Annotated in this window: 18 protein-coding genes, 1 tRNA gene and 1 pseudogene; 7 read left to right on the top strand and 13 right to left on the bottom strand. The window is 69.9% G+C overall.

Annotated elements, in window-relative coordinates; genetic code table 11:
• Window positions 1–6: 6 nt before the first annotated feature.
• The 3 genes from tssK to MYMAC_RS23680 form a co-directional block, all read right to left on the bottom strand.
• Window positions 7–1,374 carry a type VI secretion system baseplate subunit TssK gene (gene tssK, locus MYMAC_RS23690; protein WP_095959738.1) on the bottom strand — a complete coding sequence of 456 codons (1,368 nt, stop codon included), beginning with the start codon at window positions 1,372–1,374 and terminating at the stop codon, window positions 7–9.
• Window positions 1,371–1,955 (bottom strand): type VI secretion system lipoprotein TssJ, encoded by a 585-nt coding sequence (gene tssJ / locus MYMAC_RS23685; protein ID WP_095959737.1) that lies wholly within the window; start codon window positions 1,953–1,955, stop codon window positions 1,371–1,373. The genes tssK and tssJ overlap by 4 nt, the downstream gene beginning before the upstream one ends.
• A gap of 179 nt (window positions 1,956–2,134) precedes the next feature.
• A complete protein-coding gene (locus MYMAC_RS23680; protein WP_095959736.1) occupies window positions 2,135–4,399 on the bottom strand; it encodes a type VI secretion system tip protein TssI/VgrG in 2,265 nt (754 codons plus the stop codon).
• Window positions 4,400–4,610: 211 nt separating this feature from the next.
• Here MYMAC_RS23680 and MYMAC_RS23675 point away from each other — a divergent pair, with 211 nt between their 5' ends.
• The 3 genes from MYMAC_RS23675 (at window position 4,611) to MYMAC_RS23665 (ending at window position 12,481) form a co-directional block, all read left to right on the top strand.
• Entirely contained in the window at window positions 4,611–6,458 is a 1,848-nt protein-coding gene (locus MYMAC_RS23675) for an OmpA family protein (RefSeq protein WP_095959735.1), read from the top strand.
• A gap of 27 nt (window positions 6,459–6,485) precedes the next feature.
• Window positions 6,486–12,284 carry an adventurous gliding motility protein AgmC gene (gene agmC / locus MYMAC_RS23670; RefSeq protein ID WP_095959734.1) on the top strand — a complete coding sequence of 1,933 codons (5,799 nt, stop codon included), beginning with the start codon at window positions 6,486–6,488 and terminating at the stop codon, window positions 12,282–12,284.
• Window positions 12,285–12,407: 123 nt separating this feature from the next.
• Window positions 12,408–12,481 (top strand) — tRNA-Arg (locus MYMAC_RS23665).
• Window positions 12,482–12,755: 274 nt separating this feature from the next.
• On the opposite strand, the pseudogene MYMAC_RS38720 reads toward MYMAC_RS23665, so the two are convergent.
• A pseudogene (locus tag MYMAC_RS38720) lies at window positions 12,756–12,979 on the bottom strand (GFA family protein); the annotation flags it as partial.
• Between the two features lie 214 nt (window positions 12,980–13,193).
• Between MYMAC_RS38720 and MYMAC_RS23655 the strand changes: the two are divergent.
• Both MYMAC_RS23655 and MYMAC_RS23650 read left to right on the top strand, forming a co-directional pair.
• Window positions 13,194–14,420, top strand: coding sequence for a fibronectin type III domain-containing protein (locus MYMAC_RS23655; protein ID WP_095959733.1), 1,227 nt, complete (start codon window positions 13,194–13,196; stop codon window positions 14,418–14,420).
• 147 nt (window positions 14,421–14,567) lie between these two features.
• Window positions 14,568–15,041, top strand: a complete 474-nt coding sequence (locus tag MYMAC_RS23650) for a macro domain-containing protein (protein ID WP_095959732.1) — start codon at window positions 14,568–14,570, stop codon at window positions 15,039–15,041.
• A gap of 35 nt (window positions 15,042–15,076) precedes the next feature.
• Here the strand turns inward: MYMAC_RS23650 and MYMAC_RS23645 are convergent, their stop codons facing one another.
• The 9 genes from MYMAC_RS23645 to MYMAC_RS23605 form a co-directional block, all read right to left on the bottom strand.
• On the bottom strand, window positions 15,077–16,360 hold the full coding sequence (locus tag MYMAC_RS23645) for a hemolysin family protein (RefSeq protein WP_095959731.1): 1,284 nt from the start codon (window positions 16,358–16,360) through the stop codon (window positions 15,077–15,079).
• A 78-nt stretch (window positions 16,361–16,438) separates the two neighbouring features.
• A complete protein-coding gene (locus MYMAC_RS23640) occupies window positions 16,439–16,819 on the bottom strand; it encodes a response regulator (protein ID WP_013941356.1) in 381 nt (126 codons plus the stop codon).
• A gap of 110 nt (window positions 16,820–16,929) precedes the next feature.
• Window positions 16,930–18,138, bottom strand: a complete 1,209-nt coding sequence (locus MYMAC_RS23635) for a ceramide glucosyltransferase (RefSeq protein WP_095959730.1) — start codon at window positions 18,136–18,138, stop codon at window positions 16,930–16,932.
• A 144-nt stretch (window positions 18,139–18,282) separates the two neighbouring features.
• Window positions 18,283–18,969 carry a phosphate signaling complex protein PhoU gene (phoU, locus tag MYMAC_RS23630; RefSeq protein WP_095959729.1) on the bottom strand — a complete coding sequence of 229 codons (687 nt, stop codon included), beginning with the start codon at window positions 18,967–18,969 and terminating at the stop codon, window positions 18,283–18,285.
• Window positions 18,970–18,994: 25 nt separating this feature from the next.
• Window positions 18,995–19,738, bottom strand: a complete 744-nt coding sequence (pstB, locus tag MYMAC_RS23625; RefSeq protein WP_193364513.1) for a phosphate ABC transporter ATP-binding protein PstB — start codon at window positions 19,736–19,738, stop codon at window positions 18,995–18,997.
• 46 nt (window positions 19,739–19,784) lie between these two features.
• Window positions 19,785–20,696: a phosphate ABC transporter permease PstA gene (gene pstA, locus MYMAC_RS23620; RefSeq protein ID WP_095959728.1), complete on the bottom strand. Its 912-nt coding sequence runs from the start codon at window positions 20,694–20,696 to the stop codon at window positions 19,785–19,787.
• On the bottom strand, window positions 20,693–21,673 hold the full coding sequence (pstC, locus tag MYMAC_RS23615; protein ID WP_239988971.1) for a phosphate ABC transporter permease subunit PstC: 981 nt from the start codon (window positions 21,671–21,673) through the stop codon (window positions 20,693–20,695). Before pstC ends, pstA begins: the two co-directional genes overlap by 4 nt.
• A 61-nt stretch (window positions 21,674–21,734) precedes the next feature.
• Window positions 21,735–22,556: a phosphate ABC transporter substrate-binding protein gene (locus tag MYMAC_RS23610; RefSeq protein WP_095959726.1), complete on the bottom strand. Its 822-nt coding sequence runs from the start codon at window positions 22,554–22,556 to the stop codon at window positions 21,735–21,737.
• 132 nt (window positions 22,557–22,688) lie between these two features.
• A complete protein-coding gene (locus MYMAC_RS23605; protein ID WP_095959725.1) occupies window positions 22,689–23,378 on the bottom strand; it encodes a response regulator in 690 nt (229 codons plus the stop codon).
• Window positions 23,379–23,572: 194 nt separating this feature from the next.
• On the opposite strand from MYMAC_RS23605, the gene MYMAC_RS23600 reads away from it, so the two are divergent.
• On the top strand, window positions 23,573–25,222 hold the full coding sequence (locus MYMAC_RS23600; RefSeq protein ID WP_095959724.1) for a sensor histidine kinase: 1,650 nt from the start codon (window positions 23,573–23,575) through the stop codon (window positions 25,220–25,222).
• Window positions 25,219–26,562, top strand: a complete 1,344-nt coding sequence (locus tag MYMAC_RS23595) for a sigma-54-dependent transcriptional regulator (RefSeq protein ID WP_095959723.1) — start codon at window positions 25,219–25,221, stop codon at window positions 26,560–26,562. Before MYMAC_RS23600 ends, MYMAC_RS23595 begins: the two co-directional genes overlap by 4 nt.
• Window positions 26,563–26,669: the final 107 nt, after the last annotated feature.

Genomic DNA, 26,669 nt, shown 5'->3' with positions numbered 1-26,669 from the left:
GGGGCGTCAGCGATTGGCGGTGGGGACCGCGAGCAGTTCCACGGTCGTTCGGCTCGCGTCGAACGGCTGCGGGAGGTAGATGGCGAGGTTCCGGTCGCGCATGACGTTCCTCCAGTAGCCGTCATTCATGGAGAGGCTGAAGTAGACGGTGCCCGGCTGCACCGGAATCTCCGGCGGCGGGCGGTACGTCACCGACAGCGGCACGCCAGGGGCGGCCGCCTGCACCAGCGCGCGGATGTCCTCCCAGGCGGCCACCTTGGACAGCTTGGGGAGCTGCTCGGCCACCACCCGCTCGGGCAGCTCGCTGCGCACCGCGAGGATGAAGTGCCCGCAGCGCTCCAGCCGGTCGTCCTCCAGCCGGCCGCGGAACATGCCGTCGGTGCCCGCCGGCAGCTCCACCGACAGGCACTGCTCCAGCGCCACCGAGCGCATCAGCTCGGAGAGGCGGCGGAACAGGTCCTCGAAGGTTGCGCGCAGGTTGGTGAACTGGAAGGCGGGCAGGGTGGACGGGTCCGCGCTGGCGGAGAAGGTGCAGAGCTGCCCCGCGCACTGCGCCAGCGCCAGGTACAAATCCCTGGGCCTCAGGTTGCCCGCGTCCAGCGCGTGCTGGAGGAAGGGGATGGTGCCGTTGAGCGCGTTGAGCTCCAGGAAGAGCGTCACGTCGCCCGCGGTGAACTCCAGCGCGGAGGCGTCCCGGTGCCGCCGGCGCGAGGAGAGCTGCCGCTGCTTGGACACCATCAGCCGCAGCATCGTGCGCAGCTCGTTCATGATGAACGGCGACGCGTCGATGCGCAGGCAGGACGGGATGAAGGACTCGACCAGCGTCAGGTTGCCGGACCGGTCCCTGGACAGCTCGCACAGCTTGATGGACTCGAAGTCGTCCCGCGGCTCGGTGCCGAACAGGAGCCGCACGTTGCGCTGACCGAAGGCCACCTGCGAGATGGAGGTGGAGGCCGTCAAGTCACTGACGGGGCGGGAGGCCGGCGTGTAGCGCGGGCTGCTGCCCAGCCGCTCGCCGCTGCCGAAGCTCTCCACGCCGCTGCGCTCGCGCGGCACGCCCAGGTACACGTCCAGGGTGCGCTGCGCGGGCGGGAAGTAGCCGTCCGCGGGCCGCGCGGGCGGCGCCTCGGCGTCTCCGGATTCGAAGGAGACGGGCAGCCCGTCGGGGAGGATGCCCGCGAAGTGGGTGAGCTGCACCTGTCCGGCGCGCAGCGCCTCCATGTCGAACTCCAGGGCCACCACGCCCCAGGGGTAGGGTTCGAGCGAGGCCAGCCGCTCATCCAGCAGTTGCTCGTGGTAGAGGTCCTGCTGCTGGAGGTGGTGGGGGCTCATGAACATGCCCTCCGACCACACGACTCGCTGCACGGACTTCATACACCTCTCCGCGGCGACACGCCGTCGCCAGCTTGGGGTTGGAGCCGAGGCTCCGGCGCCCGCGTCATGGGCCGGAGCATCAAGTCAATCTGATAGCCTTGCAGCCGGTAGCGGAACACGTCGTCCCCCGGCTTGGGGTCGCCCTGGTCTCCGGCGGGGCGCTCCACGCAGCGCGCCTCCTCCACCACCGGAAGCGCCGCCACCGTCCGCCACGAGTAACCCAGCGGCTGGCGGAAGTGCCCCATGGCCATGACGAAGCGGGCCTTGGGATCGCGCTGCACCCAGCGCTTCACCTGGCGGCCGGGCGGAATGATGACCTCCGCCACCTGGAGCAGGTCCTCCTCGAGGAGTTCCTCCGGCTTGCCCCACAAATCCTTGAAGCCCGCGCGCTCCAGCCGGACGCTGTCCTTGAGCTGGACGATCTGCACCACCGTGGGCAGCGAGCGCCCCCGCGCGTCCGGGTTGAGCTGCTCCGACGCATCCACCACCACCTGGAACGGCGGCGGCGTCTCACACGCCTGGGGCACACGCTTCACGCAGCCCGCGCTCCCACCCAGGGTACCCGCGAGCGCGATGATCACACCCCACCGAAGGTTCCGGCCGCTGCTCCACCCGCGGCCGGCGCCTGTGTGTCCTAGCGCCAAGATTCGTAATCCTTGAAAGAACGCACGGAGCCTTACAACTTCCGCGCGAAGCGTAAACTGCCAGACAGGACGGACAGGATTCAAGCCACCCCCCGGTGGCGGTTCCCTGCTTGCTCCTAGTTCTCGGAAATCTTGGAGCCCTTGATGACGATGTCGCCCGTCGCGGTGACCTCGACCTTGGCGCCCTTGATGACCACGTCCCCGTTCTTCTTCACCTGGAGCGTGGCGGAGCCGACCTTGAGGGTGAACTGCTCCTGGGCCACCAGGGAGATTTCCTTGGCGGACAGGGTGTAGGCGTCCTTGGCGGCGTGGTTCACCTTGCCGGCCACGCTGACCAGCATGTCCTTGTCCACCTTGAGCGTGCGGGACTTGCCCACCTCTTCGGAGAGGTCCCCGCCCACCTGGAGCGTGCGGGCGCCCTTGACCGTCTCGGACTTCTTGGCGCCGACGACCTCCACCTTGGCGCCGCCCACCTGTTCGGACTTGAGGCCGCCCACCAGCTCGTTGAAGGCGGCGCCCACGGTGACGGCGAGCGCGCCGCCGACGTTGAGCATCTTCCCCAGGGCCACCGTCTCCGCGGAGGCCATGGCCACGGTGAGGGCCTGGTTGCCGCTGACGCTGATGGACTGGTCTCCGGCCACCGCCTCGGTGTGGTTGCCGCCCACGGTGGTGGAGCGGTTCTGCGTGACGGCCAGCGTCTGGTTGCCGGTGACGGTGCTGTCGTCGTTCTTCTTCACCAGCAGGGCCTGGTTGCCCTCGATGACGCGGGAGCGGTCCTTGCGCACCAGCAACGTCTCGTTGCCGCGGACCTCCTGCGTCTTGTCGTTCTCCACGACGATGTTGAAGTCCTTCTGCGCGTGCAGATAGACGAGCTCGCTGCCGGCCGCGTCCTCGAAGCGCAGCTCGTTGGAGCCCGCGCCGCCGGGGCTGGAGCTGGAGCGCAGCGTGCTCTGCGTCTTGTTGCCGGGCAGGTCGATGGGCGTCGGGTTCGCGCCGTTGTAGACGCTGCCGGTGACGATGGGCCGGTCCGGGTCGCCCTCGAGGAACTCCACCACGACCTCGTGGCCGATGCGCGGCAGGTACAGCGCGCCCCAGCCCGGGCCCGCCCAGGCCTGGCTGACGCGAATCCAGCAGGAGCTCTTGTCGTTGCTCTTGCCCTCGCGGTCCCAGTGGAACTGGACCTTGATGCGGCCGTGCTCGTCGGTGTGGATCTCCTCGCCGCTGGGGCCCACCACGATGGCCGTCTGCGCGCCGGGAATCACCGGCCGGGGCGTCACGCGCGGCGGGCGGAAGGGGACCTCCGCGGGCTGGCAGAGGAACTCGTTGCGGTAGTCCTCGCGGCTGCGCAGCGAGCCCTGCTCGATGCTCAGCGCTTCTGACTGGTGGCCCAGGTGCCGCACGGAGACGGGCAGGTACTTGCGGTTGGCGGCCTCGTCCGGGTGCTCCGCCAGCTCGAAGGAGTGGCCCACGCAGACGCGGCGGCTGTAGCTGGCGCCCGTCACCGTCTCCGCCCGGGCGCGCAGCTCCTCCAGGCGCACCTTGGCCAGGCTGCGGCCCGGCGCGGGCTCCTCGTAGCGGCCGGGGTAGTCGTAGATCTCGAGCGCGGCCTCGGCGCCCTCCGCCTCGGAAGAGGCCCCGAGGTCCTGGGCGGGGCGCAGGAAGTTGTAGTCGCGCAGGGCCACGGCGCCGGGCTGCACCTCCGTGCGGGACACCAGCTCGTGGACGTACTCCTGCGAGGCGACCATCTGGCTGCGCTCGCGGAAGACGAGCTTGGGCTCGCCCTGCATCGCGGGGTTGGCGGAGGCGCCGTCGCCCAGCACCATCATGTGGGCGTCCTCGCCGTGCTCGAAGAAGTAGAAGATGCCTTCTTCCTCCAGGAGGCGGGCCACGAAGTCGAGGTCGGACTCGCGGTACTGCACGCAGTAGTCCCGCTTGGGGTAGGTGCCGGTGAGCGCCAGCCGGTGCTCCACCTTGGCCTCGTCCAGGACCTTGTGGACGATGTCCGGGACGGTCAGCTCCTGGTAAATGCGGCTCTTGCGCCGGTGGCGGAGCGTCCACAGCCGCGGCACCACGGTGGCGCGGTAGCGGCGGCGCTCCGGGCCGCTGCCTTCATCCCAGCGTGACATGCGCGACACGATGCCGTGGAAGAAGCGCGCGCTGCCGTCCCCGAGCATGATGGTGAGGCGCGCGTCCTGGCCCAGCAGCGCCTTCTCATCCACGTCCACGTCCGGCCGCGCGGCCAGCGCCACCTCCACCGCGTAGGGCTGGGACAGCGTCTCCTCGGCCTCGAAGCCCAGCACGGCCAGCTCTCCGGCTGTGAAAGCCCCTGCCTGGAACTCGAACTCAGCCTGGTTGGCTTGCAAGGCGGCGTTCGCGATCATCCACAGACCCCCGGCGCGCGGCCTCGTCCAGCGGAGTTGGCCCGATAGTGGTGCGGCAGCATGCCACGAATTGGTCTGACAGGGGGGGCTGACACGAAATTTTCATTGCCGGCGTGAGGTGCCGCCCAGGCGCCCTCCCAATCCGGTCAGGACTTCGGTGTAGAGTGGAAAAGGGGGGCTGGCGTGAAACGGGCTTCCTTCGGGGAGAACCATGAGAAGAAAAGAGCTCCTGTGCCGCGGGCTCGCGCTGGCACTCGCGCTGATGTCGCTGTCCGCCGGGGCGCAGGAGGCGCCCGTGCTGCGAGGCTTCGACCTGGAGCGCCTGGAGTTGAATCCTGGCGCGGAGGGCTCGCTGCTGGTCGGCATGGGCGAGCTGCTTCCCGTGGGCGCCTTCCGCGCGACGGTGATGATGCACTACGCGCATCAGCCGCTCGTCTACATGGACAACCTCATCCGCGAGCAGCCCGAGGTGGCCGTCATCTCTGGACGGACCACGGCGCACCTGGCCGCCGCGTATGCCCCGCTGGACTGGCTCCAGGTGGGTTTGCAGCTTCCAATGGTGGCGCTCCAGGGCGGGGACGACGCGGGCATGGCGCGTTACGGCATCGCGGTGCCGGCCAGCCATGCGTTGTCCACGCCGGTGGTGAGCGCTCGCTTCGGTGTCCTGACGCAGACGGACGCGGGCGGCGTGGACCTGGCCTTGGAGCTGGCCGCGGGGCTGCCGCTGGGGAGCGAGGGCGCCTTTGCCCGGGATGATGGCGGACTTCGCCTGTCGCCCCGGGTGATGGTGGGCCGGCACTTCGGCTTCATCCGGGGGGGGGTGGAGCTGGGCTACGTGCAGCGTCCGCGCGTGCTGCTGACGGACCGGGCGGGTGAAACGGAGGATGAGGTCGGCCGTGAGCTGCGGCTGGGCGTAGCGCTGGCCACGACGGGCAAGCGGCTGCGCTGGGAGCTCAACGTCCGGGGCATGTTGCCGCTGACGGACCAGCCGACCTCCGTGGAATTGCTGCCTGGGGCCCGTTACCTGGTGGGCTCGTCACTGGAGATGTTCGCGCTGGCGGGCGTGGGCGTGGGCGCGGCCCCGGGCACGCCGCTGTTCCGGCTGATGGTGGGCGGTGCCTTCGGCAACGTGACGCCGCCGCGTGGGCCGGGCGAGTCCTCGGTCCGGTGCGAGATGGGCCTGCCGCCCGAGGCGAAGATTCAGGAGTGCCCAGACCTGGACGAGGACGGCGACGGCGTGCGCAACGCCGACGACAAGTGCCCGCTCGTCCCGGGAGACGTGGCGCGCCAGGGCTGCTCGGCGCAGGACACGGATGGTGATGGCATCGAGGACATGCTGGACGCCTGCCCGGTGGAGCATGGCCCCGCCGCGCGTCAGGGCTGCCCCATTCCGGACCAGGACGGTGACGAGGTCCCCGACGAAATCGATAGCTGCCCCACGGACCCGGGGCCCGCGGACAACCGGGGCTGCCCGGTGCGGGACACGGACGGCGACGGTATCGACAACGACAAGGACGAGTGCCCGAACGAGGCGGGCCCGGTCGAGCGCAATGGCTGCCCGGAGTCGGACACGGACAAGGACGGCGTGCCCAACCGCGCGGATAGCTGTGTGAACGAGCCGGGGGACGCCAAGAACCTGGGCTGCCCGCTGCATGTCCTGCCGCTGGTGGAGATTCGCCCGGACCGTTTCGTGGTGATGGGCAAGGTCTTCTTCGAGCCGACGCAGGCCCGCATCCAGAAGCGTTCCTTCGAGCTGTTGGACTGGGTGGCGCGCGTCATCCGGGAGCACCCGGAGATTCCGATTGTCGTGGTGGGTGCGCACACGGACGACCGCGGCTTCCCGGACGCCAACCGTCGCCTGTCACAGGCGCGCGCCGAGGCGGTGCGCCAGTACCTCATCGGCCGGGACATCGCGCCCGAGCGGTTGAAGGCCCTGGGCTACGGCCAGGAGCGCCCCATTGACAGCAACGCGACGTCGAACGGCCGTGAGAACAACCGCCGCGTGGAGTTCCTGCTGGCGGACCCGCAGCAAGACAAGCCCGAGCGCGGCCAGCGCTGACGTGCGCCTCCGCGGAGAACAAGCTCGATGAGAACGAACGCTCTGACGAAGGTGCTGATGGCGGCCGTGGGGCTCTGGGCCCTGCCGGCCCTGCCGGGCCCGGACACCTACCTGGTGGGCAATGGGCAGGATGGGGCCCGGACCGTTTCCGCGGCGGGTGGCGTGGAGATCAACAACTACGCACAGGTCAAGGCGCCGCTGGCGCCGGGGGACATGACCATCACGACGTCACTGGCCACCAACACCTCCACGTCGGCGCCCGTGGTCCCCAGATTCCGGGGGCCCGCGGGTGGGGGAGATACGGCGGGTGACCTGGTGCTGATCATCCAGACCACGGGCGTCGTGCCCGTGACGGTGCCTGGAAGTCCCGGGCCCATCTACCTGGAGGGCGGCGCCGTGGGCCGGTGGGAGCTGGCTCGGCTGACGGCTGTCGTCGAGGACGAGGCGGAGGAGGAACTCCTCCTGACGCTGGACCGGCCGCTGAAGCACTCCTACGCGGATGGCGTCACGCAGGTGGTCCGGGTGCCGGAGTACACGTCGCTGACGTTGAACAACAACGCGGTGGTGCGCGCCAAGGCGTGGAACCCCGTGACCCGGACTGGCGGCATCCTGGCCTTCATGGCGAATGGTGCCGTGAACCTGGGCAATGGCAGCCAGCTCAGCGCGGAGGGGCGCGGGTTTCGGGGTGGGAGCTATGAGGAGGACACCGAGGAGGATGGAGAGGGTGATCCGTTCGCCGGTTGTCCCGGCTCCACCAACCTCGCCGGGACGCGCGCGCGGGCAGGGGAGGGCATCGACGTCACGCATCCGGACGCCCGGGGCGTTGAGAATGTCGCCAATGGCGGCGGCGGTGGCGTCTGTGTCCGGGCGGGCGGCGGCGGCGGCGGTAATACAGGCGCGGGCGGCAGGGGCGGCAACTCCGCTGATGGCTCCCGGAGCGAGGCCAGGGGGGTGGGGGGGGCGGCCCTGAGCTTCTCCCCGCTGACCCATCTGGTCATGGGCGGCGGCGGTGGCGCAGGGCATGGCCAGGACGAGGACTCCGACGCGGACGGCGGCCATGGCGGCGGAATCATCTTTGTTCGCGCGCTCTCCATCGGAGGAACCGGCACGCTCGACGCATCGGGGGCCGCGGGGGCGGGGAGCGCGGAGTCCGGAGGTGGCGGAGGGGGCGCGGGTGGCACCATTCATGTCAGAACGGTCGAGCACGTTGCGTGCGCCGGGGGCATCGGCCTCAACGCCTTGGGGGGCGGCGGCGGCGATTCCGACGACGGGGACCCGGTCGTGCGAGGTCCGGGGGGCGGAGGTGGTGGCGGGCGGATCTTGGTCCAGGCAGTGACTGCGAATGGTTGTGCGGTCACGTCCAATGTGTCGAACGGTATCGCCGGCAGCGCGGTGGGAGGGGGGCACGCCGAGGCGACGCCTCAAGACAATGCGTTCCCTCACACCGGGCTCGCCACGTTCATGCAGGGGGCCTTGGCTGCCCCCGCCGCGCCGGTGATTGCGCCCGCGACGACCGTGACGACGAACAACCCGTTGCCGACGCTCACCGGAACGGGGACGCCAGGGACCGAGGTCGTGATCTACCAGCGCATCTCGGGCGTACCGAACGGCCCGGAGTTCGGCCGAGCCGCGGTCGGCACCTCGGACTCACCCACGGCGTTCTCCGTCACGCTCTCCCGGGCATTGCCCACGGGCAACACCGTGCTGGTGGCCGTCGCCGAGGCCCAGGGGCTCCAGGGACTTCACAGCAACCCGGTCACCTACACCCTCGACACCGCCGCGCCCGACACGCACTTCCTGGCGAACGGCACGCCCACGTCCCCGTCGCGGCTGGAGAACGCAGTCTTCCAGTTCGCGTCGAACGAGACCACGGGCATCACCTTCCAGTGCGTCCTCCAGACGGGTGACATACCCACGCCGCCCGCGGTGGACGCTGGCGCGTGGCTGACGACGCCGTGCTCGGGGACGGGGACCCATACGACGGGCACGCTGACGGATGATGAGACGTACACCTTCTGGGTCCGGGCGCGCGATGCGGCGGGCAACGTGGACCCGGCGCCTTCACGCTACGCATGGAGGGTCGACCGGGCGCGGCCCACCACGGCCTTCGCCACGGACGGCAAGCCCCCGGTGGACTTCAACCAGGCGGTCGCGGTGTTCCGGTTCGAATCGAATGAGGACCCGGTGACGTTCCAGTGCGCACGGGATGATTCGGCCACGACCGAGGCTCCAGCGGAGGGCAGCGCTCAATGGCAGGACTGCGCGGCCTCCCACCTGACGCCCGCGTCGACCTATGTGACGGCTCCGCTGGGCGCGGGGACCTACACGCTGTGGGTGCGGGCGAAGGACGTGGCGGGGAACGTGGACGACGCTCCGCAGCATCATACCTGGACGGTGGACCTGACGCCGCCGGATACGGAGTTGTTCGGGACGCTGCCCGAGGCGTTGAACAACGCGAACTCGGTGGTCTTCACGTTCCGTGAGCTGCCATCGGGCAGCGCGAATGACTTCGAGTGCAGCCTGAATGGCGCCGCCTTCAGCGCGTGTGAGAGCGGTGACACGTTTGCAACGCCTGGCGACGCCACCTACACCTTCCTGGTGCGGGCCAGGGACGCGGCGGGCAACGTGGACCCGGCGCCCGCCAGCCACACGTGGCGGACGGACAAGTCCCTACCGGACACCAGCGTGAGCACTTCCGTTGGGACGTTGAGCAACGCGCCCCGGGCAGGCTTCGAGTTCAACTCGCCCGCCAGCGACGTGGCGGGCTTCCAGTGCGTCCTGGAGACCGGGGCGACGACGCAGGCGCCCGCCGAGGGCAGCACATTGTGGGAGGACTGCGCGGCGTCCTACCTGACGCCGGTGCTGACGGATGGCACCTACACGCTGTGGGTGCGGGCGAAGGACGCGGCTGGGAACGTGGACACCGCTCCGCAGCACCACACCTGGACGGTGGACCTGACGCCGCCGGATACCGAGCTGTTCGGGACGCTGCCCGAGGCGGTGAACAACGCGAACGCGGCGGTCCTCACGTTCCGCGCGCTGCCGGTCGGCGACGCGAGCGACTTCGAGTGCAGCCTGAACGGCGCCACCTTCAGCGCGTGTGAGAGTGGGGACTCCTTCCCGACGCCCGATGACGCCACGTACTCCGTCCTGGTGCGGGCCAGGGACCCGGCGGGCAACGTGGACCCGACGCCCGCCAGCTACACGTGGCGGAGGGACAGGACGCGTCCGGCCACGGAGCTGATCGCCCTGGTGGGGGCGTTGAGCAACGCGCCCCGAGCAGGCTTCGAGTTCAACTCTCCCGCCAGCGACGTGGCGGGCTTCCAGTGCGTGCTGGACAACTCGGCCACGACGCAGGCGCCCGTCGAGAGCAGCTCGCGGTGGGAGGACTGCGCGGCGTCCTACCTGACGCCGGTGCTGACGGATGGCACCTACACGCTGTGGGTGCGGGCGAAGGACGCGGCGGGGAACGTGGACGACGCTCCGCTGCACCACACCTGGACGGTGGACCTGACGCCGCCGGATACCGAGCTGTTCGGGACGCTGCCCGAGGCGGTGAACAACGCGAACGCGGCGGTCCTCACGTTCCGCGCGCTGCCGGTCGGCGACGCGAGCGACTTCGAGTGCAGCCTGAACGGCGCCACCTTCAGCACGTGCGAGAGCGGGGACTCCTTCCCGACGCCCGGTGACGCCACGTACTCCGTCCTGGTGCGGGCCAGGGACCCGGCGGGCAACGTGGACCTGACGCCCGCCAGCTACACGTGGCGGACGGACAAGACGCGTCCGGCCACGGAGCTGAGCACCCTGGTGGGGGTGTTGAGCAACGCGCCCCGGGCGCTCTTCACGCTCACTTCCTCAGCGACGGATGTGGCGGGCTTCCAGTGCGTTCTGGAGACCGGGGCGACGACGCAGGCGCCCGCCGAGGGCAGCACCTCGTGGGAGGACTGCGCGGCGTCCTACCTGACGCCGGTGCTGACGGATGGCACCTACACGCTGTGGGTGCGGGCGAAGGACGCGGCGGGGAACGTGGACAACGCTCCGCGGCACCACACCTGGACGGTGGACCTGACGCCCCCGGACACACAGATCGACTCGAAGCCGGACATCCTCACGAACCAGCTGACCGCGACCTTCGTGTTCTCCGCCTCGGAGCCGGGCGTCCGCTTTGAGTGCAGCTACGATGGGGGGGCCTACTTCGCCTGCACCTCGCCGTATGCTCTGCCCAACGCGGAGTTTCCGCTCATCACGGAGGGAGACCACCGGATGCTGATCCGGGCCATCGATGAGGCGGGCAACCCCGACGATACGCCGGCTCTGCACATCTGGACCGTCGTGGTGGGGGAAGTCCAGACGAACATCGTTCCTGTGTCATTGTCGAATCCCACCCGGAGCACGACCGCGACCTTCAGCTTCACCTCGAACCTGTCCAACGTCGTTTATTACTGTCAGTTGGACGGCTCACCTTACGAGCAGTGTGCGGACTCGGCGAACGCCGTCAAGGTCTACGAGAACCTGGCCGAGGGCTCGCACTCGCTGAACGTCAAGGCCGCGGAGGGGGAGTTCGAGGACCAGTCGCCCGCGCCGTTCAACTGGACCATCGACTTGACGCCGCCCGTGGCGCCCACCCTGACGAGCCCGTCCGCGGACGTCGTGTATGTCAATGTTCGCACGCCGCGATTCGAAGGGGTGGCCCCGGATGACGAGTCCCTCACGGATGGCACGCTCAGCGTCTATCGCGGTGTGCAGCTCGTTGACTCCGTGGAAGACATCAGGGCCAACGCATTGTGGGCCTTCGATTTTCCCGTGTCGTTGCCCGACGGTGAGTACACATTGCTCTTCTCCTTCACGGACAAGGCGGGCAACACTGGCGCAACGACGAGCCGCACCTTCACGGTCGATGCGACCCGACCGGTGACGACGCTCACCGTCAACCCTGGTGATTTGACGAATCAGGCGCAGGCGACGTTCGAGTTCACGTCAAATGAGGCTGAATCGACGTTCGCGTGCAGCGTCAATGGCGCGGGTTTCAGTGCCTGCACCTCGCCGCATACCGTTTCGGTGGGGGATGCATCCCATGAGTTCGTCGTTCGTGCCGTTGACCGGGCCGGCAACGTGGCGAACGTCGTCGGTACTCATTCCTGGCGCGTGGACACGGTGGAGCCGAGCACCAGCATCGTCGCGAAGCCCGACGTCGACACCAATGTCCCGAGTGCCGAGTTCCGCTTCGAGTCCAACGAAGCGCCCATCCTGTACGAGTGCAGCCTGGATGACGCCGCCTTCGTGGAGTGCGCGACGCCGTATCTGCTGAGCGACCTGTCAGAGGGTGCGCACCGGTTGGTGGTCCGAGCCCGCGATGAGGCGACCAACGTGGACACCACGGCAGAGGAGCATGTCTGGCGGGTGGACATGACACCGCCACTGGCGCCGGAGATCACCGCACCAGCGCCGGACGGGGTGGTCGGCTCCCTGACGCCGACTTTCCAGGGCAGCGCCGAACCCGGGAGCCAGTTGGTGCTCTTCGTGGATGGCGTCGAGCGGGGCGTCGCCCCCGTGGAGCCTTCCGGACAGTGGCGCCTGACGTTGACCACGGCCATCAGCGAAGGGCCACACACGGTCAGCGCGCTTGCTCGCGATGCAGCCCAGAACGCTGGCCCCGAGTCTCAGGCGTCCGCCTTCACGGTGGATCCGTCCATCAACATCGTCCGGGAGGTGAGCTCGCGGGGCGGCGGGTTGAGCTGCGCCGCGGGCGGCGAGGGGCATGTCCCCCTGGTGCTACTGGGGTGGGCGTGCCTGGCCCTGATGGCCGCCCGGAGGCGGCGCGTGTGAGCAGGCGGGCCACCTCCCGCGCCTCGGGGAACGGACGTCCGCTGGCGTTCGTTGTGGGATTGCGTGCTTGCTTCGGCGGGGGACTTCGGCTACTTGTGGCCCCGCTTCAGCCGGAAGGCGGTTGCGCGATTAGCTCAGCTGGATAGAGCGTTGGCCTCCGGAGCCAAAGGCCGCAGGTTCGAATCCTGCATCGCGCGCTGAGAAGGGCCTGGAATCGCTGGGGTTTTCCCCGCCGATTCCGGGCCCTTCGCTTTTTTGGGGGGCGAGGAGCGGGGCCACTGCTCCGCCTGACGCGAGCGTGGTGCGAATCAGTGCATGTGCTCGATATCGATGCGGGGCGGGACGGCCCAGGCGAGGGCGCGCTCCTTGTAGACGGAGTGGGGCGGGCGCCGGAAAGCCCGGGGCGGCGAAGGCGCCCACCGCGACGACGCCGGGTTCCGTGGCCATTTCCCAGTACACGGTCGTTCCGCACCGTGGGCAGAAGAAGTGGGTGGTGGCGTTGCCGCTGTCGCTCCTCCGGGTGAAGGCCGTCGCGGCTCCCTGCTGCGAGGTAATGGCCTCCTGGGGAACCGTGCCTGGACGCCGAAGACGCTGCCTATGCGCTGCTGACAGGCGAGGCAGTGGCACCTCGAGATGCGTACTGGGTCTCCCTCACAAACCAACTGCCCGCAGGCGCACGACGCGCGACGTTTCATGCCCCTGGCTTCCGATGGAGAGAGGTTTTTGTGAGAGGTGGCCGTCTATCGGGCTCGGAGCCCGGTTCGCCACGTTTCTGAGCCGCTGTGATTGATGGATTGCCGCTCCTTGTTCCCCATCCACCCGCGAGGACAGGGTCCACGCCGCCTCTCTTCCCGTGGACGGGCGTGATGCTGTAGGCCTGCCATTCCGGTACAGGGGAGGACTGTCGTGATGAATGGAAGACTCGGGTTCGTGGCTGTGATGCTGGTGGGGTTGCTCGGGGGCATGGGCTGTGGCGGCACGGATGAGCCGCCACCGCAGGGCCCGCAGGCGACGGTGCCCCAGGCGCCCACCAACGTGGCGGCGGTGGCGGGGGATGCGCAGGCAACGGTGACGTGGGCGCCGCCCGCGAGCGACGGTGGCAGCGCGATTCTCGAATACACGGTGCACGTCTTCGCGGGGGACAGCGAGGTCCGGGCGGTGACGCTGCCCGCGTCCGCGACCCAGGCTGTCATCGAGGCGCTGACGAACGGCACGGCGTATACGTTCACCGTCGTCGCGGAGAATGACCGCGGCCCCGGGAGCGCCTCCACGCGCACGTCACCCGTCACGCCGTTCGTGGTGCCTGGTGCGGTGAGCAACCTGATGGCGGCGCCTGGGAATCAAGAGGTCGTGCTGACGTGGGAGGCCGCCGACGGCAAGGGGATGGCGCTGACCGGCTACTCCGTCACCGTGCAGGCCGAGGAAGAGGACCCCGAGTTCCAGCCAGTGACTGTCACGGTGACGGAGACGCAAGCCACGGTGGGCGCGCTGGTGAATGGGACGGCGTACACCTTCACCGTCGTCCCGGACAACGGTCATGCCCAGGGACCCGGGAGCTCCGTCTCCGCCACGCCCTTCACGACGCCGGGCGCGCCCACGTTGACGGCATTTACGTACTTGGACCGCGTGTCGTTGCGATGGACCGCCGAAGACACGGGCGGGAGCCCTATCACGAGCTACCTGGTGACGGTGTCCCTGGACGACGAGGTGGTGAGGACCGAGGAGACGACGGAGTTGACCTTGAACGTGACGGGCCTGCTCACCGGGGAGACCTATCACTTCACGGTCGTCGCTCGGAACGAGGCCGGGTGGGGCACTGTCTCGGAGCGCATCACGACCATTCCCTCCTGGCGTCCCTCGCGGCCACGCAACTTCAGGTGCGACACCGCGGACGGGAACATCAACCTCACCTGGGATGCACCGGAGTTCGAAAACGGGCAACCGGTGCTCGAGTACCGCATCGGCTCGTATGTCCAGGGCACCTACACGAATTGGTACACCTCCGAGCGAAGCCTCGTGCTCAGGGGCGTCCCCCGCGAAGCAAGCTTCAGAGACTTGGAAATTCAAGCTGCCAACGCGGTTGGTTACGGCGACAGCGCGGCCGTGCAGTGCTACTTCACCACGCTCCGCCCATAAAGGACGCCCGGACTCCTCGCGCCACTTGCTTGAGCCCGCGCTGCGGCCGCCCGGGGCCAACGCAGCCGTTCGCCATTCTGGAGTCAGGAGCGAAAGATGAGAGCCAGTCGCACGCGTTCGGACTCGCCTGGCATGAGGCGCTGAACGATGCCCACGCACTTCGTGAGTGGCGATCTCCTCCGGCAGACCGGCCTGCATGCGCTCGCCCATGGCTGTAACTGTGCAGGGGCGATGGGCAAGGGCATCGCCGTGGAGTTCCGAGCGCGTTTCCCCGAGATGTACGAGGAGTACAAGCAGCGGTGCGCGGACGGCCGCTTCAAGCTGGGGGATGTCTTTACGTGGACCGGGGCGGAGGTGACGGTGTTCAACCTCGGCACACAGCGGACCTGGAGGACACGGGCCGACTTGAGGGCGATCGAGCGTGCGGTCTCCACGATGGTCGAACACGCGGATGGACTGGGCATCGGCAGGATCGGCCTGCCCCGGATCGGCGCCGGGCTCGGTGGGCTACCCTGGGCGCCTGTTCGTGACCTCCTGCTGCGTAGCGGGGCGTCAACGCGCGTGATGCTGGTTGTCTTCGAAGACTATGTACCCGGCGCGGTCGTCGAGTTGCCCCGGTGACGCGGCCCGAGCGTCCATAGGGCCCGGGCCCGGCCTCACTCCGCCGCGGGCTCCTCGCGCTTCGGCATGTGGAAGCGCACGGAGTCCACGCGGCGGGGCGAGGACGTGACGACCTCCAGCACGAGGCCGCCCTCCGTCGTCACCTTGGTGCCCGGCTCGGGGATGGCGCCGCCGGACAGGGCGATGCACAGGCCCGCCACCGTGGCGTAGTCCTGGTCCTCGTCCAGGTCCAGGGACAGCTCCCGGTTGACGTCGCGGATGCTCGCGGTGCCGAGCACCAGCGCGGTGTCCGGCCCCTCGCGCTTCACGTACTCCTCCGGCACCTCGGACTCGCTGAGGATGTCACCCACCAGCTCCTCGACGAGGTCCTCCACGGTGACGAGCCCCACCACGCCGCCGCGCTCGTCCACCACGACGGCGAGCTGCATGCGGCGCTTCTGGAGCTCGCGCAGCGCGTCCATGGCCCGCATCGTCTCCACGACGAAGAAGGGCGGACGCATCACGTCCTCCAGGATGATGAGGTTGCCCTCCCAGGCCACCCCCAGCAGGTCCTTGGCGATGACGTAGCCGACGATGTTGTCCAGCGTGTCCTCGTACACCGGCATGCGGGAGTGGCCACCCTCCAGCAGCACGCGGCGAATCTCCTCCGGGCTGGAGTGGCGCCGCAGGGCCACCATCGCGTCCCGGGCCACCGACAGCTCGCCCACCGTCACGTCGCCCATCTCGAAGGCGCGTGACGCAATCTCACCGGCGTGCGGGTCCAGCGTGCCCTGCTTCGCCGCCTCCTCCACCAACTGCTGGAGCTCCTCGGCGGACAGGCGGCCCTCGGTGAAGTTCGTCCGGTCGCCGAACAGGCGCAGCACCACGTTGGAGCTGGCGGTGAGGAACCACACCACCGGCCGCATGAACCAGGACAGCCCGCGCAGGGGGCGGCCGATGAGCAGCGCGTAGCGCTCGCCGGCGCGCAGCGCGAGCGACTTGGGCACCAGCTCGCCCAGCACCAGCGACAGGTACGACACGAAGACGACGACGGCGGCCAGGGCCACCTCGTCCGCCTGCTGCTCGGGGATTCCGAAGCCGCTGAGCACGCCGCCCAGGCGGCTGGCGATGCTCGCGCCACCGAAGGCGGCCGCCGTGGCGCCGATGACGGTGATGCCAATCTGCACCGTCGCCAGGAAGCGCTCGGGGTTGCCGCGCAGGGCCTCCACGGCCTTCGCGGAGGTGCTGCCTTCCTCAATCAGTTCCTTCAGCCGGGTCCTGCGGACAGAGATGATGGCCAGCTCCGCGCCGGCGAAGACGCCGTTGGCCAGGACCAGCAACAGGATGATGAGAAGCTCGGTGACGATGATGGCCCTCCTCTCAGGGGCCCTCTACCCTATACGCCGGAGGCTGGCCGCTCACTCACCAAGTGATTGCAAGAGGAGCGACAGTTGGTCGCGGCTCGCGCCTTTTGGGAGGTAGTAGTGCGGCCCAGAGAGCAGGGCGCTGCCTACATCCTGCGCCGCCGCGGAGGTCAGGAAGACGATGCGGGGGTTGGGGCCGCGAGGCAGCCGCTCCACGACCTCCAGCCCGGACATGCCCGGCATGTTGAGGTCCAGCAGCATCACGCCGTAGCGGCCACCGCGTCTCAGGGCCTCCAGGGCCTCCTGCCCGTCCGAGGCCTCCGTCGTCTCGTAGCCGAGGTCCTCCAGGCTGAGCCGGAGGAATTCCCTCCAGTCCGCGTCGTCGTCGACGACCAGGACCTTTCTTGCGCTGTTGTCCGTTGCCAGTCGCGCCAATCGTCCTCCCCCGACAGGAGATGAACGCTGCTGAAGGGCGCCATCATTCTCCGCGAGCGGAGACATGGCGCCCGCCCAGCGGGCAGACGGCCAGGCCCTGGAAGGGCGCGTCAGCCAGCGAGGACCCGCGCTCCCCGGGACATCGCGGGCCCGGCCGCCAGCCCCGCCGTGTCCGCCGGCAGCAGCCGGGTGCCGCGGCCCACGCGCAGGCGGGTGCCGCGCCAGTTCACGGTGCGGGAGAAGAGCGCGTGGCCCCAGGCCACGAAGAGCAGGGCGTCCTTGGCGAAGACGGCGGGCACCGCGTCCCACGACAGCGGCTGCGGCCGCAGGGCGCGCACCGTGGACAGGTCCACCGCCACCTTGCCCAGCGCCACCACCAGGCAGAGGGCCGCCGTGTCGGAGGAGGGGGCCAGCGTGGCGCCCAGCAGGGCCAGGGGCGTGGGGTTCAGCAGGGCCTGGGCCAGGTACGTGCCCGGCGACACCGCGGTCCGGTGAATCACGCTCCAGCGGAGGTAGCGCTGGAAGAAGGACGGGACGCTCTTTCGCAGCGACACGTTGAACACGGGCGTCCGCGCCATCACCACCCGGCGGCCCAGCTTCCGCGTCACCCACTGGCCAATGACGAAGTCCTCCGCCAGCACGTCCTTCACGGAGAAGAAGCCGCCCAGCGCGTCCACGTCCTCGCGGCGCAGCGCCATGGACTTGCCCACCACCAGGTCCTGGCCGGCCAGCCGCTTGGCGGCGATCATCCCCGCCGCCGCGCTGGCGGCCAGGTGCAGGTTGTCCAGGAGCGAGCCGAAGGTGCGCTCGCCAATGCCCGACACCGGGTGGGTGACGCAGCCCACCTCCGGGTCCTCGAAGGCCTGGGCAATCTCCTCCAGGTAGCCCGGCGCCACCCGCGTGTTGCTGTCGCTGATGACCAGCACGTCGTGCCGCGCCCGGTCCGCCAGGGTGATGAGCTGGTTCACCTTCGGGTTGCGGCCCGGCTCGCCCTCCTGCACCTCCAGGCGCATGACGTGCGGCCAGCGGGCCACGGCCGCGCGAGCCACGGCGAAGGCCGGGTCCCTCGCGTCCTTCACGCCGAGCACCACCTCGTACGCGCCCGCGTAGTCCAGCGCCGCGAACCGCGCCAGGTTGGCCTCCAGGTCGTCATCCACGCCGCACAGCGGCTTGAGGATGGAGATTCCCGGGCGGGGCGAAGCCGTGCGCGCGGCGGGGGGCGGCTCGCGGCGGTGGCGCAGCACGAGCGCGAACTGGACGGTGAGGGCGAACAGGCCGAGGCAGGCGGCGAGCAGGAGGACGGTGGAGGCGAGCAACATTCGCGGGCAATCCCCGGGGCCGGTGCGCCGTCATGGCGCGACCACGGTTGCCACGCTAGAGGCCTTCCACGTCAGCCCCGCGAAGCGCGCGGGGCGGGCCGGGCAATTCGCGGTGACAGGCCGGTGAAGCCCGCCACCCGCGCGTCACTCGGCGAGGTTGCGGCTCCGCGGGTGGCGGATGTCCTTGCCCCGCACCATGTAGACGACCATCTCCGCCACGTTCAGCGCGTGGTCGCCGATGCGCTCCAGGTGCTTCGCGATGAACATCAGCGCCGTGGCGCGGCGGATGTTGCGCGAGTCCTCCATCATGTAGGCGAGGAGCTCGTTGAAGATTTTGAGGAAGAGGGCATCCAGCAGATCGTCCCCCCGGAGCACCTCCTCCGCCTTGGCGACGTCACCGGAGACGAAGGCGTCCAGGGACATGCGGACCTGCCGCTGGGCCAGCTCCGCCAGCCGGGGCGTGTCCACGTAGGGCGCCAGCGGGGCGACCTGGTTCAGGTCCATGGAGCGCTCGGCGATGTTCACCGCCAGGTCGCCGATGCGCTCCAGGTCGGTGACGATCTTCAACGCCGTGGTGATGAGGCGCAAGTCACTGGCGGCGGGCTGACGCAGCGCCAGGATCTTCCGGCACAGCTCGTCGATGTCCACCTCCAGGCGGTTGACGTCCTTGTCGGCGGCGACGACCTTCTCGGCCAGGGCGCTGTCGCGGTCGGTGAGCGCCTTCATGCTCTGGACGATGAGGGTCTCCACCTTGGCGCCCATCGCGAGCAGCTTCTCCCGCAAATCCCTCAGGTCCGCCTCGAAGGCCTTGTCCGTGTGCATCGACGGCATGTGTCCGGTCCCCTCTTTCTTCCGCTCACCCGAACTTGCCGGTGACGTAGTCCTCGGTGCGCTTCTCGCGCGGGTTGGTGAAGATCTGCTCGGTGGGGCCGCATTCCACCAGCTCGCCCATGTAGAAGAAAGCGGTGCGGTCGCTGACGCGCGCGGCCTGCTGCATGTTGTGGGTGACGATGGCGATGGTGTACGTCGCCTTGAGCTCGTGGATGAGCTCCTCGATCTTCGCCGTGGCGATGGGGTCCAACGCGCTGGCGGGCTCGTCCATCAGCAGCACCTCCGGCTCCACCGCCATCGCGCGGGCGATGCACAGCCGCTGCTGCTGTCCTCCGGACAGGCCCAGGGCGCTCTCGTCCAGCCGGTCCTTCACCTCGTCCCAGAGCGCGGCGCCGCGCAGGGACTTCTCCACGCGCGCGGCCAGCTCCGCCTTGTCCTTCATCCCGCCCACGCGCAGGCCGTAGGCGACGTTCTCGAAGATGCTCTTGGGGAAGGGGTTGGACTTCTGGAAGACCATGCCCACGCGGCGGCGCAGGTCCACCACGTCCACGCCGCGGTCATGGATGTCCGCGCCGTCCAGCAGGATGGTGCCCGCGTGCGTCGTGCCGGAGATGAGGTCGTTCATCCGGTTGAGCGAGCGCAGGAAGGTGGACTTGCCGCAGCCGGAGGGGCCGATGAGCGCCGTCACCCGCCGATCCTGGATGGCCAGGGAGACCTTGTGGATGGCCGTCTTGGGGCCGTAGCGCAGGGTGAGCTCCCGCGCTTCCATCTTCGCGCGGGGATTCTGGGGGGGGAGGGACATGGCAGGCGTACCGTCAGTGGGCGCTGGCGGCCTTGCGGCGCGTGCGCGTCCGGATGATGACCGCGACGAGGTTGAGGGCGAAGGTGAGCGCCAGCAGCACCAGCACCGTCGCATACAGCGGACCGCTGGCCTCCGTCACGTTGGGTGACTGGGTGGCCATGACATACGTGTGGTAGCCCAGGTGCATGAACTGGGAGTCCAGCGCCGTGGGCAGGTCCGGCAGGAAGTAGGCCGCGCCGGTGAAGAGGATGGGCGCCACCTCGCCCGCGCCGCGGGAGATGGCCAGCACCGCGCCGGTGAGGATGCCGGGCAGGGCGCCGGGCAGCACCACCCGCGCCAGCGTCTGCGACTGGGTGGCCCCCAGCGCCAGGCTGGCGGTACGCTGCTCCAGCGGCACCGCGCGCAGGGCCTCCTCCGTGGACACGATGACCACCGGCAGCGTCAGCACCGCCAGCGTCAGTGCCGCCCAGAGGATGCCCGGCTGGGCCCAGTGCATCTGCTCGTAGCCCAGCAGCCGGTCCAGGTTGCCGCCGACGAAGAGGATGAAGAAGCCCAGGCCGAACAGGCCGAAGACGATGGACGGCACGCCCGCGAGGTTGACCACCGCCACGCGCACCCAGCGGGCGAAGCGCGAGTCCGGCGGCGCGTACTCGTGGAGGTACACGGCGGTGAACACCCCCACCGGCATCACCGCCACCGTCATCAGCAGGGTGAGCGCGGCGGTGCCGAAGATGGCGGGGAAGATGCCGCCGCCCATCATGCCGTCGCTGGGCGGCTCGGTGAGGAAGGCCCAGGAGAGGTGGCGGGCCCCGTGGTTGGCGACGTCCAGCAGGATGAGGGCCAGCATGCCCACGATGGCGAAGGCCGCGAGGGCCGTCAGTCCGGTGAGGCCCAGCCCCACCGCCCGGCGCGTGGTGTACTTCACGAGGCGCTCCCGGTCAGCCGCTGGAGGACCTTCTTCGTCCAGGCGGAGGCGGCCATGTTGAGGACGAAGGTGAAGATGAACAGCTCCACGCCAATGAAGAAGAGCAGGGCGTAGTGCGGGCTGCCCACCACGACTTCACCCATCTCCGCGGCGATGGTGGCCGACAGCGAGCGCGCCGAGTCCCCCAGGTTCCAGGACACGATGTCCGCGTTGCCCGAGGCCATGAGGACGATCATTGTCTCGCCAATGGCCCGGCCGAAGCCCAGCACGCACGCGGCGAGGATGCCGGGGGCCGCCGCGGGCAGCACCACCTTCCACGCCGTCTCCCAGAGCGTGGCGCCCAGCGCCAGCGAGGCCTCGCGGTAGCTGCGGGGCACCGCGGTGAGCGCGTCCTCGGACACGGTGAAGATGACGGGGACGATGGCCAGCGCCAGCGCCAGGCCCGCCAGCGTGCCGTTGAGCGGCCGGTCCAGGTGGAACAGGTCCTTCACCATGGGGGACAGCACCATCAGCGCGAAGAAGCCCAGCACCACGGAGGGGATGCCGGCGAGCAGCTCGATGACGGGCTTGAGCAGCTCGCGCAGGCGCCGCGGGGCGAACTCCGCGACGAAGAGCGCGCTGAAGACGCCCATGGGCACCGCCACCAGCATGGAGACCAGGGTGATTTTCAGCGTGCCCACGAACAGCGGAATCATGCTGACCTTGGGCGTGTCCGACACGGGCTGCCACCGGAACGGGTAGCGGCCCTCCTGCGCCAGGAACATCTTGGAGAGGCTCGCCTCGTGGCGGGCGTCCGCGTCCGTGAAGAGCGTCAGCGCCTCCTTGGCCACGAAGACGATGATGAGGACGAGCGCCGCGATGCCGGTGAACGCCATCAGCGTGATGAAGCCCGCCACGGCCTTCTCCCGAAGCTGACGCCGCCGCGCGGCCGCGGACAGGCGCGGCGCGGCCACGGCTCGCGTGAGACCTTGCTCCATGGTCGCCTGTCTATCCATTGGGACTCAGGGCCTCTTGTGACATTCGTGTGACGCTCCGCGGCTACTTCACGGGGAAGTAGCCGACCTGGGTGACGATGGCCTGACCTTCCGGGGACAGCGCGAAGTCGATGAAGGTCTTGAGGTCGCCGGTGGGCTCGGCGCGCAGGTAGAAGAAGAGGTCGCGCGCCAGCGGGTACTTGCCGCTCTTGATGTTGTCCGCGCTGGGGGCGATGTCCTCGTTGCCCTTCTTGACCTTCAGCTCCTTGACGCCCTCGGCGTAGGCGGCGCCGCCGTAGCCCAGGCTGTTCTTCTCCTTGGAGACGGCGTTCACCACCGCGGCGGTGCCGGGCAGCGTCTGGATGGCGGGCGCGAAGTCCTCGCCGTCCAGCACCATGTCCTTCACGAAGACGTAGGTGCCGGAGGAGTTCTCCCGGGAGTAGGCGACGATGGGCGCGTCCGCGCCGCCCACCTGCTTCCAGTTGGAGATGTCACCCACGTAGATTTTCATGAGCTGCTCGGTGGTGAGCGCGCCCACGGGGTTGCCCTGGTGGACGTAGAAGGTGACGCCGTCCTTGGCCACCGAGCGCTGCGCGGGCGGCGCCTTGTAGCGGGCCTTCAGCTTGTCGGCCTCGGCCTTCTTCATCTCCCGGCTGGACATGGCGATGTCCGTGGTGCCGTTCTGCAGGGCCGCCAGGCCCACGCCGGAGCCGCCGCCGGTGACCTGCACCTTGATGGCGGGGTTCTTCTTCATGAACGCCTCGGCCCAGCGCTGGCCGAGGATGACCATGGTGTCGGAGCCCTTGATGGTGACGGTGCCCGCGCGGGCAGCGGCGGGGAGGGCCAGGAGGAACACCGCGAGCAGGGGCTTGAGGAGCGAGGGCATGAGGGACTTCTCCAGGCGGGAAGTGGCGGACCGGAATCTGGTGGCTGCGGGGGGCCTGCGTGAGGACGGCGCGCTTCTACGTGACGTGGGTGTCCGTTTCGCGTCCGCCACGTGACATCGAGGTCACGACGCTCAGCCGGCCGCCGGGTCCAACATCCGGTAGCCGACACCGCGGACCGTCTCCAGCAGGGCGCGCGCGGGGCCCAGCTTGTCGCGCAGGCGCATGACGTGGGTGTCGATGGTGCGCGTCTCCAGGGACGACGACAGGCCCCAGACCTCCTCCAGGAGCTGTTCCCGTGTCTGCACCCGGCCCAGGCGGGCGAGCAGGTGCTCCAGGAGCCGGAACTCCAGCGCGGTGAGCGCCACCTCGCGCTCGTCCACGAAGAAGCGGTGGGACGCCACGTCCAGCCGCAGGGGCCCCAGCGTCAGCGGCGCCGCGTTCCCGGTGGCGGGCGCGCCCCGGCGGAGGATGGCCTTCAGGCGCAGCACCAGCTCGCGCACGCTGAAGGGCTTCACGACGTAGTCGTCCGCGCCGACCTCAAAGCCGCGGATGCGGTCGGACTCCTCGCCCTTGGCGGTGAGCATGACGATGAGCACGCCCCGCGACTGGGGGCTTGCCCGGAGCTGCCTGCAGACGTCGATGCCGGACATGTCCGGCAACATCAAATCCAGCAGCACGAGGTCGGGGTTCTGCTCCCGCGCGGCCGCCAGCGCGGCGTCACCGGTGTGGGCCACGTGGGTGGTGAGGCCGGAGCCCCGCAGGTTGAAATCAATGAGCTCCGCGAGGTCGCGTTCGTCGTCGACGATGAGGACATGGGGCATGGCGGGCCGTCACTCTGCGCGCCCCCTTTTCCGACCGTGTGACTCATGTGCAACAACTTCGTCAGGGCCGGAACACACGCGGGGCGTGCGGCCCGGGGCCATGGCCGGCCCTCCAGCGGGCGGGCCCCTGGGCCGGTGGCCCGTTTGCGCGTGAAGGTGCCGCCGGGCCGGGGTAAACCGCAGGGCGCCCTGTCATGACCTCCGCCCACCTGCCGCCGACCCCGCCTCCACTCCCCTCGCTGACTCCCACGCCCGGAGAGCTGGCCCGCGCGCAGCGGCGCGGCGGGCGCTCCGCGCTCGTCGGGTTGGGGCTGGTGGGGCTGGTGGCGTTGACGAGCCCCGTGCTGGGCTACGTGGAGGACGTGCGCAACGCGCGCGAGGAGCTGCTGAGCCGGCTGCTCAACCAGGCGCAGGTCCAGTCCGAGGCGCTGGGCGTCCACCTGGGCCTGCTGGAGGCGGAGCTGGCCCGCGTGGCCGGGCACCCCGCGCTCTCGCCCGAGGATGGCATCTCCCCGGCGGAGCAGGCCCTGCTGGAGAGCGCCTTCTATCATTCGTCCCTCTTCTCGGAGGGCGTGGCCCTGCTGACGCCCTCCGGCGAGCGCGTCTGGAGCGATCCGCCGGACATGCCCATGGGGCGCTCGCCGCTCACGCTGCGGCCCTGGTTCCGCCGGCTGGTGGAGGGCCGCCAGCCGGAGATTGATTTGCTGGAGGGGGAGGGCGGCCCCATCGTGGTCGCCGTCCCCATGTCCCAGGAGGGGCGCCTCAAGGGGGTGCTGCTGGGCGAGGTCCGCGCGGGCGCGCTGCCCACGCGGCCGACGGCGCAGACGTCCCTGGTGCTGATGGATGACAACGGCCAGTTCCTGATGCCGGTGGGGCTCAAGCTGAGGCCCGGGGACGTGACGGGGAGGCTGCGCGCCCTGGCGGACATGCCCGGGCCCTTGACGCTGGACGGCAAGCACCTGATGGGCGCGGCCGCGTGGGTGGGGAAGAGCGAGCTGTTGCTCGTCGTCCTGGAGGAGGAGACGGCCACCGCGGGCCTGCGCGCGCGCTTCCTGCGGCAGCTCGCGTTCCACATCGCGCTGCTGAGCAGCACCCTCATCATCTTCATCCTCCTGCTGCGGCACTCGTTCCGCTCGCTGCTCGCGGCCGAGGAGCGGCTGCGCCGCCAGGAGACCATGGCCGCGCTGGGCACCGCGGCCTCGCTCATCGCCCATGAGGTGAAGAACGCCCTCAACGGCATCCAGGCCGCGCTGTCCGTGCTCCGGCACACCCCGGCCGGCAGCGAGCTGCCCGTGGGCGCGCTGCGCTCGCAGGTGGAGCGCCTGAGCCACCTGGCGCGCTCGCTGCTGTCCTTCGGGGCGCCGCGTGCCGCGCTGCGGCGGAGCTGTGAACTGCACCTGCTGGTGCAGGACGCGCTCCAGGGGGTGAAGCTGCTGCCGGAGTCGGAGACGGTGGCGCTCAGCACGTCCCTGGAGGAGTCGCTCTGGGTGCAGGGGGACGCGGCGCTGCTGGTGTCCGCCATTGACAACGTGTTGCGCAACGCGGTGGAGGCGGGCGCGGTGGCGCGGGACACGGGGATGCAGCCGGCGCCGTGGGTCAGCGTGCGTCTGACGCGGGACGACCATGACGCCGTCCTCGTGGTGGAGGACAATGCGGGCGGCGTGGACCCCCGGCTCGAGCCCAGGTTGTGGGAACCTTTCGCCACCGGGCGGGCCAAGGGCGTGGGGCTGGGGCTGCCCATGGCGCGCGCGTCCGTGGAGGCCCACGGCGGCAGCCTGAACTATGTCCGGAGCCCGCTGGGGAGCCGCTTCACGCTGCGCCTTCCGTTGGAGGTCGTCAAATGAGCACCCATCTGCTGCTGGTGGATGACGACCGGACCTTCGCCTCGCTGGCGGCGTCCGTGCTGCGCCACGAAGGCTTCCGCGTCACGCTGGCGCATTCGCTTCATGACGCGCGCGGCGCCATGTCCCGCGAGGCGCCGGACCTGGTGGTGCTGGACCGGCGCCTGCCGGATGGGGACGGCATCGACTTCCTGCCCGAGCTGCGCGCCCAGCTTCCGGACACGCCGGTGCTGATGGTGACGGCGCACGGGGACATCGCCAGCGCGGTGGAGGCCATCCAGGCCGGCGCGCGTGACTACCTGTCCAAGCCGGTGGAGCTGGACGACCTGGTGCTGCGCGCCCGCCGCGCCGCCGCGGACCTCCAGCTCCAGGAGCGGCTGCGCCAGGCGGAGAGCGAGCTGGGCGGCCGGCGGCGCCTGTCGCGTCCGCACTCGCCGAAGATGCTGGCCGCGCTGCAGATGCTGGAGCGCATCGCCAAGGCGCCCCGCAGCCCGGTGCTGCTGCTGGGCGAGACGGGCGTGGGCAAGGAGGTCATCGCGCGTCACCTGCACGCGCTCCAGGGCGGGCAGGGCTCCTTCGTCCACGTCAACTGCGCCGCGCTGCCCGCCACCATGGTGGAGAGCGAGCTGTTCGGCCATGAGCGCGGCGCCTTCACCGACGCGCGCACCGCCCGCCGCGGCCTGGTGGAGGTGGCCGCGGGGGGCGTGCTCTTCCTGGACGAGGTGGGCGAGCTGCCGCCGGGGCTCCAGGCGAAGCTGCTCACCTTCCTGGACAAGGGCGCCTTCCGCCGCCTGGGCGGCACCGCCGAGCTGAGCAGCAGCGCGCGCGTGGTGACGGCCACCAACCGCGACTTGACGAAGGAGGTGGCGGAGGGCCGCTTCCGCGAGGACCTCTACTTCCGCCTGAGCGTCTTCCGGGTGGACATCCCGCCGCTGCGCGAGCGCCGCGAGGACCTGCTGCCGCTGGCACAGTCCCTGGTGGCGGAGCTGTGCGCCGAACTGGGCCGCAGGCCCGTGGGCTTCTCCCGTGCCGCCCAGGCCCGCCTGGAGCGCTACCCGTTCCCCGGCAACGTCCGCGAGCTGCGCAACGTGCTCGAGCGCGCCCTGGTGCTCGAAGCCGGCCCCGAGCTGGAGCTCGCCTCCCTGGAGCCCCAGGGCAGCATCGGCCCCCCCGCCATGGACCCCGACGCCTTCGTCGTCGCCGGGCCGCCGCGCGCCCTCCAGGAGGTGGAGCGGCTGTACGTCCGGCACGTGCTCGCCCTGCTGGACGGGCGCCGCATGGAGGCCGCCCGGGCGCTGGGGCTCTCCTATCCCACCTTCCTCCGCCGGCTCGAGGAGGAGTAGGCGGGGGCGCTTCAAGATTCTTGAGGTGGGTGACCTCAAGAAATTTTAAGTCGGGAACCGGGACTTAAAACCCCTTTCATATTCCCGGGTGCAATCCGATTGCGGTC

This window comes from Corallococcus macrosporus DSM 14697 (assembly GCF_002305895.1).
GTDB lineage: Bacteria > Myxococcota > Myxococcia > Myxococcales > Myxococcaceae > Myxococcus > Myxococcus macrosporus.
This window is presented reverse-complemented; position numbering and strand designations above follow the sequence as displayed.

Excerpts from the sequence above, each read along its gene's own strand:
- tssK (WP_095959738.1), bottom strand. The coding sequence starts at position 1,374 with ATGAAGTCCGTGCAGCGAGTCGTGTGGTCGGAGGGCATGTTCATGAGC.
- MYMAC_RS23680 (WP_095959736.1), bottom strand. The coding sequence starts at position 4,399 with ATGATCGCGAACGCCGCCTTGCAAGCCAACCAGGCTGAGTTCGAGTTC.
- MYMAC_RS23675 (WP_095959735.1), top strand. The coding sequence starts at position 4,611 with ATGAGAAGAAAAGAGCTCCTGTGCCGCGGGCTCGCGCTGGCACTCGCG.
- agmC (WP_095959734.1), top strand. The coding sequence starts at position 6,486 with ATGAGAACGAACGCTCTGACGAAGGTGCTGATGGCGGCCGTGGGGCTC.
- MYMAC_RS23655 (WP_095959733.1), top strand. The coding sequence starts at position 13,194 with ATGAATGGAAGACTCGGGTTCGTGGCTGTGATGCTGGTGGGGTTGCTC.
- MYMAC_RS23650 (WP_095959732.1), top strand. The coding sequence starts at position 14,568 with ATGCCCACGCACTTCGTGAGTGGCGATCTCCTCCGGCAGACCGGCCTG.
- MYMAC_RS23635 (WP_095959730.1), bottom strand. The coding sequence starts at position 18,138 with ATGTTGCTCGCCTCCACCGTCCTCCTGCTCGCCGCCTGCCTCGGCCTG.
- phoU (WP_095959729.1), bottom strand. The coding sequence starts at position 18,969 with ATGCCGTCGATGCACACGGACAAGGCCTTCGAGGCGGACCTGAGGGAT.
- pstB (WP_193364513.1), bottom strand. The coding sequence starts at position 19,738 with ATGGAAGCGCGGGAGCTCACCCTGCGCTACGGCCCCAAGACGGCCATC.
- pstC (WP_239988971.1), bottom strand. The coding sequence starts at position 21,673 with ATGGAGCAAGGTCTCACGCGAGCCGTGGCCGCGCCGCGCCTGTCCGCG.
- MYMAC_RS23610 (WP_095959726.1), bottom strand. The coding sequence starts at position 22,556 with ATGCCCTCGCTCCTCAAGCCCCTGCTCGCGGTGTTCCTCCTGGCCCTC.
- MYMAC_RS23605 (WP_095959725.1), bottom strand. The coding sequence starts at position 23,378 with ATGCCCCATGTCCTCATCGTCGACGACGAACGCGACCTCGCGGAGCTC.
- MYMAC_RS23600 (WP_095959724.1), top strand. The coding sequence starts at position 23,573 with ATGACCTCCGCCCACCTGCCGCCGACCCCGCCTCCACTCCCCTCGCTG.
- MYMAC_RS23595 (WP_095959723.1), top strand. The coding sequence starts at position 25,219 with ATGAGCACCCATCTGCTGCTGGTGGATGACGACCGGACCTTCGCCTCG.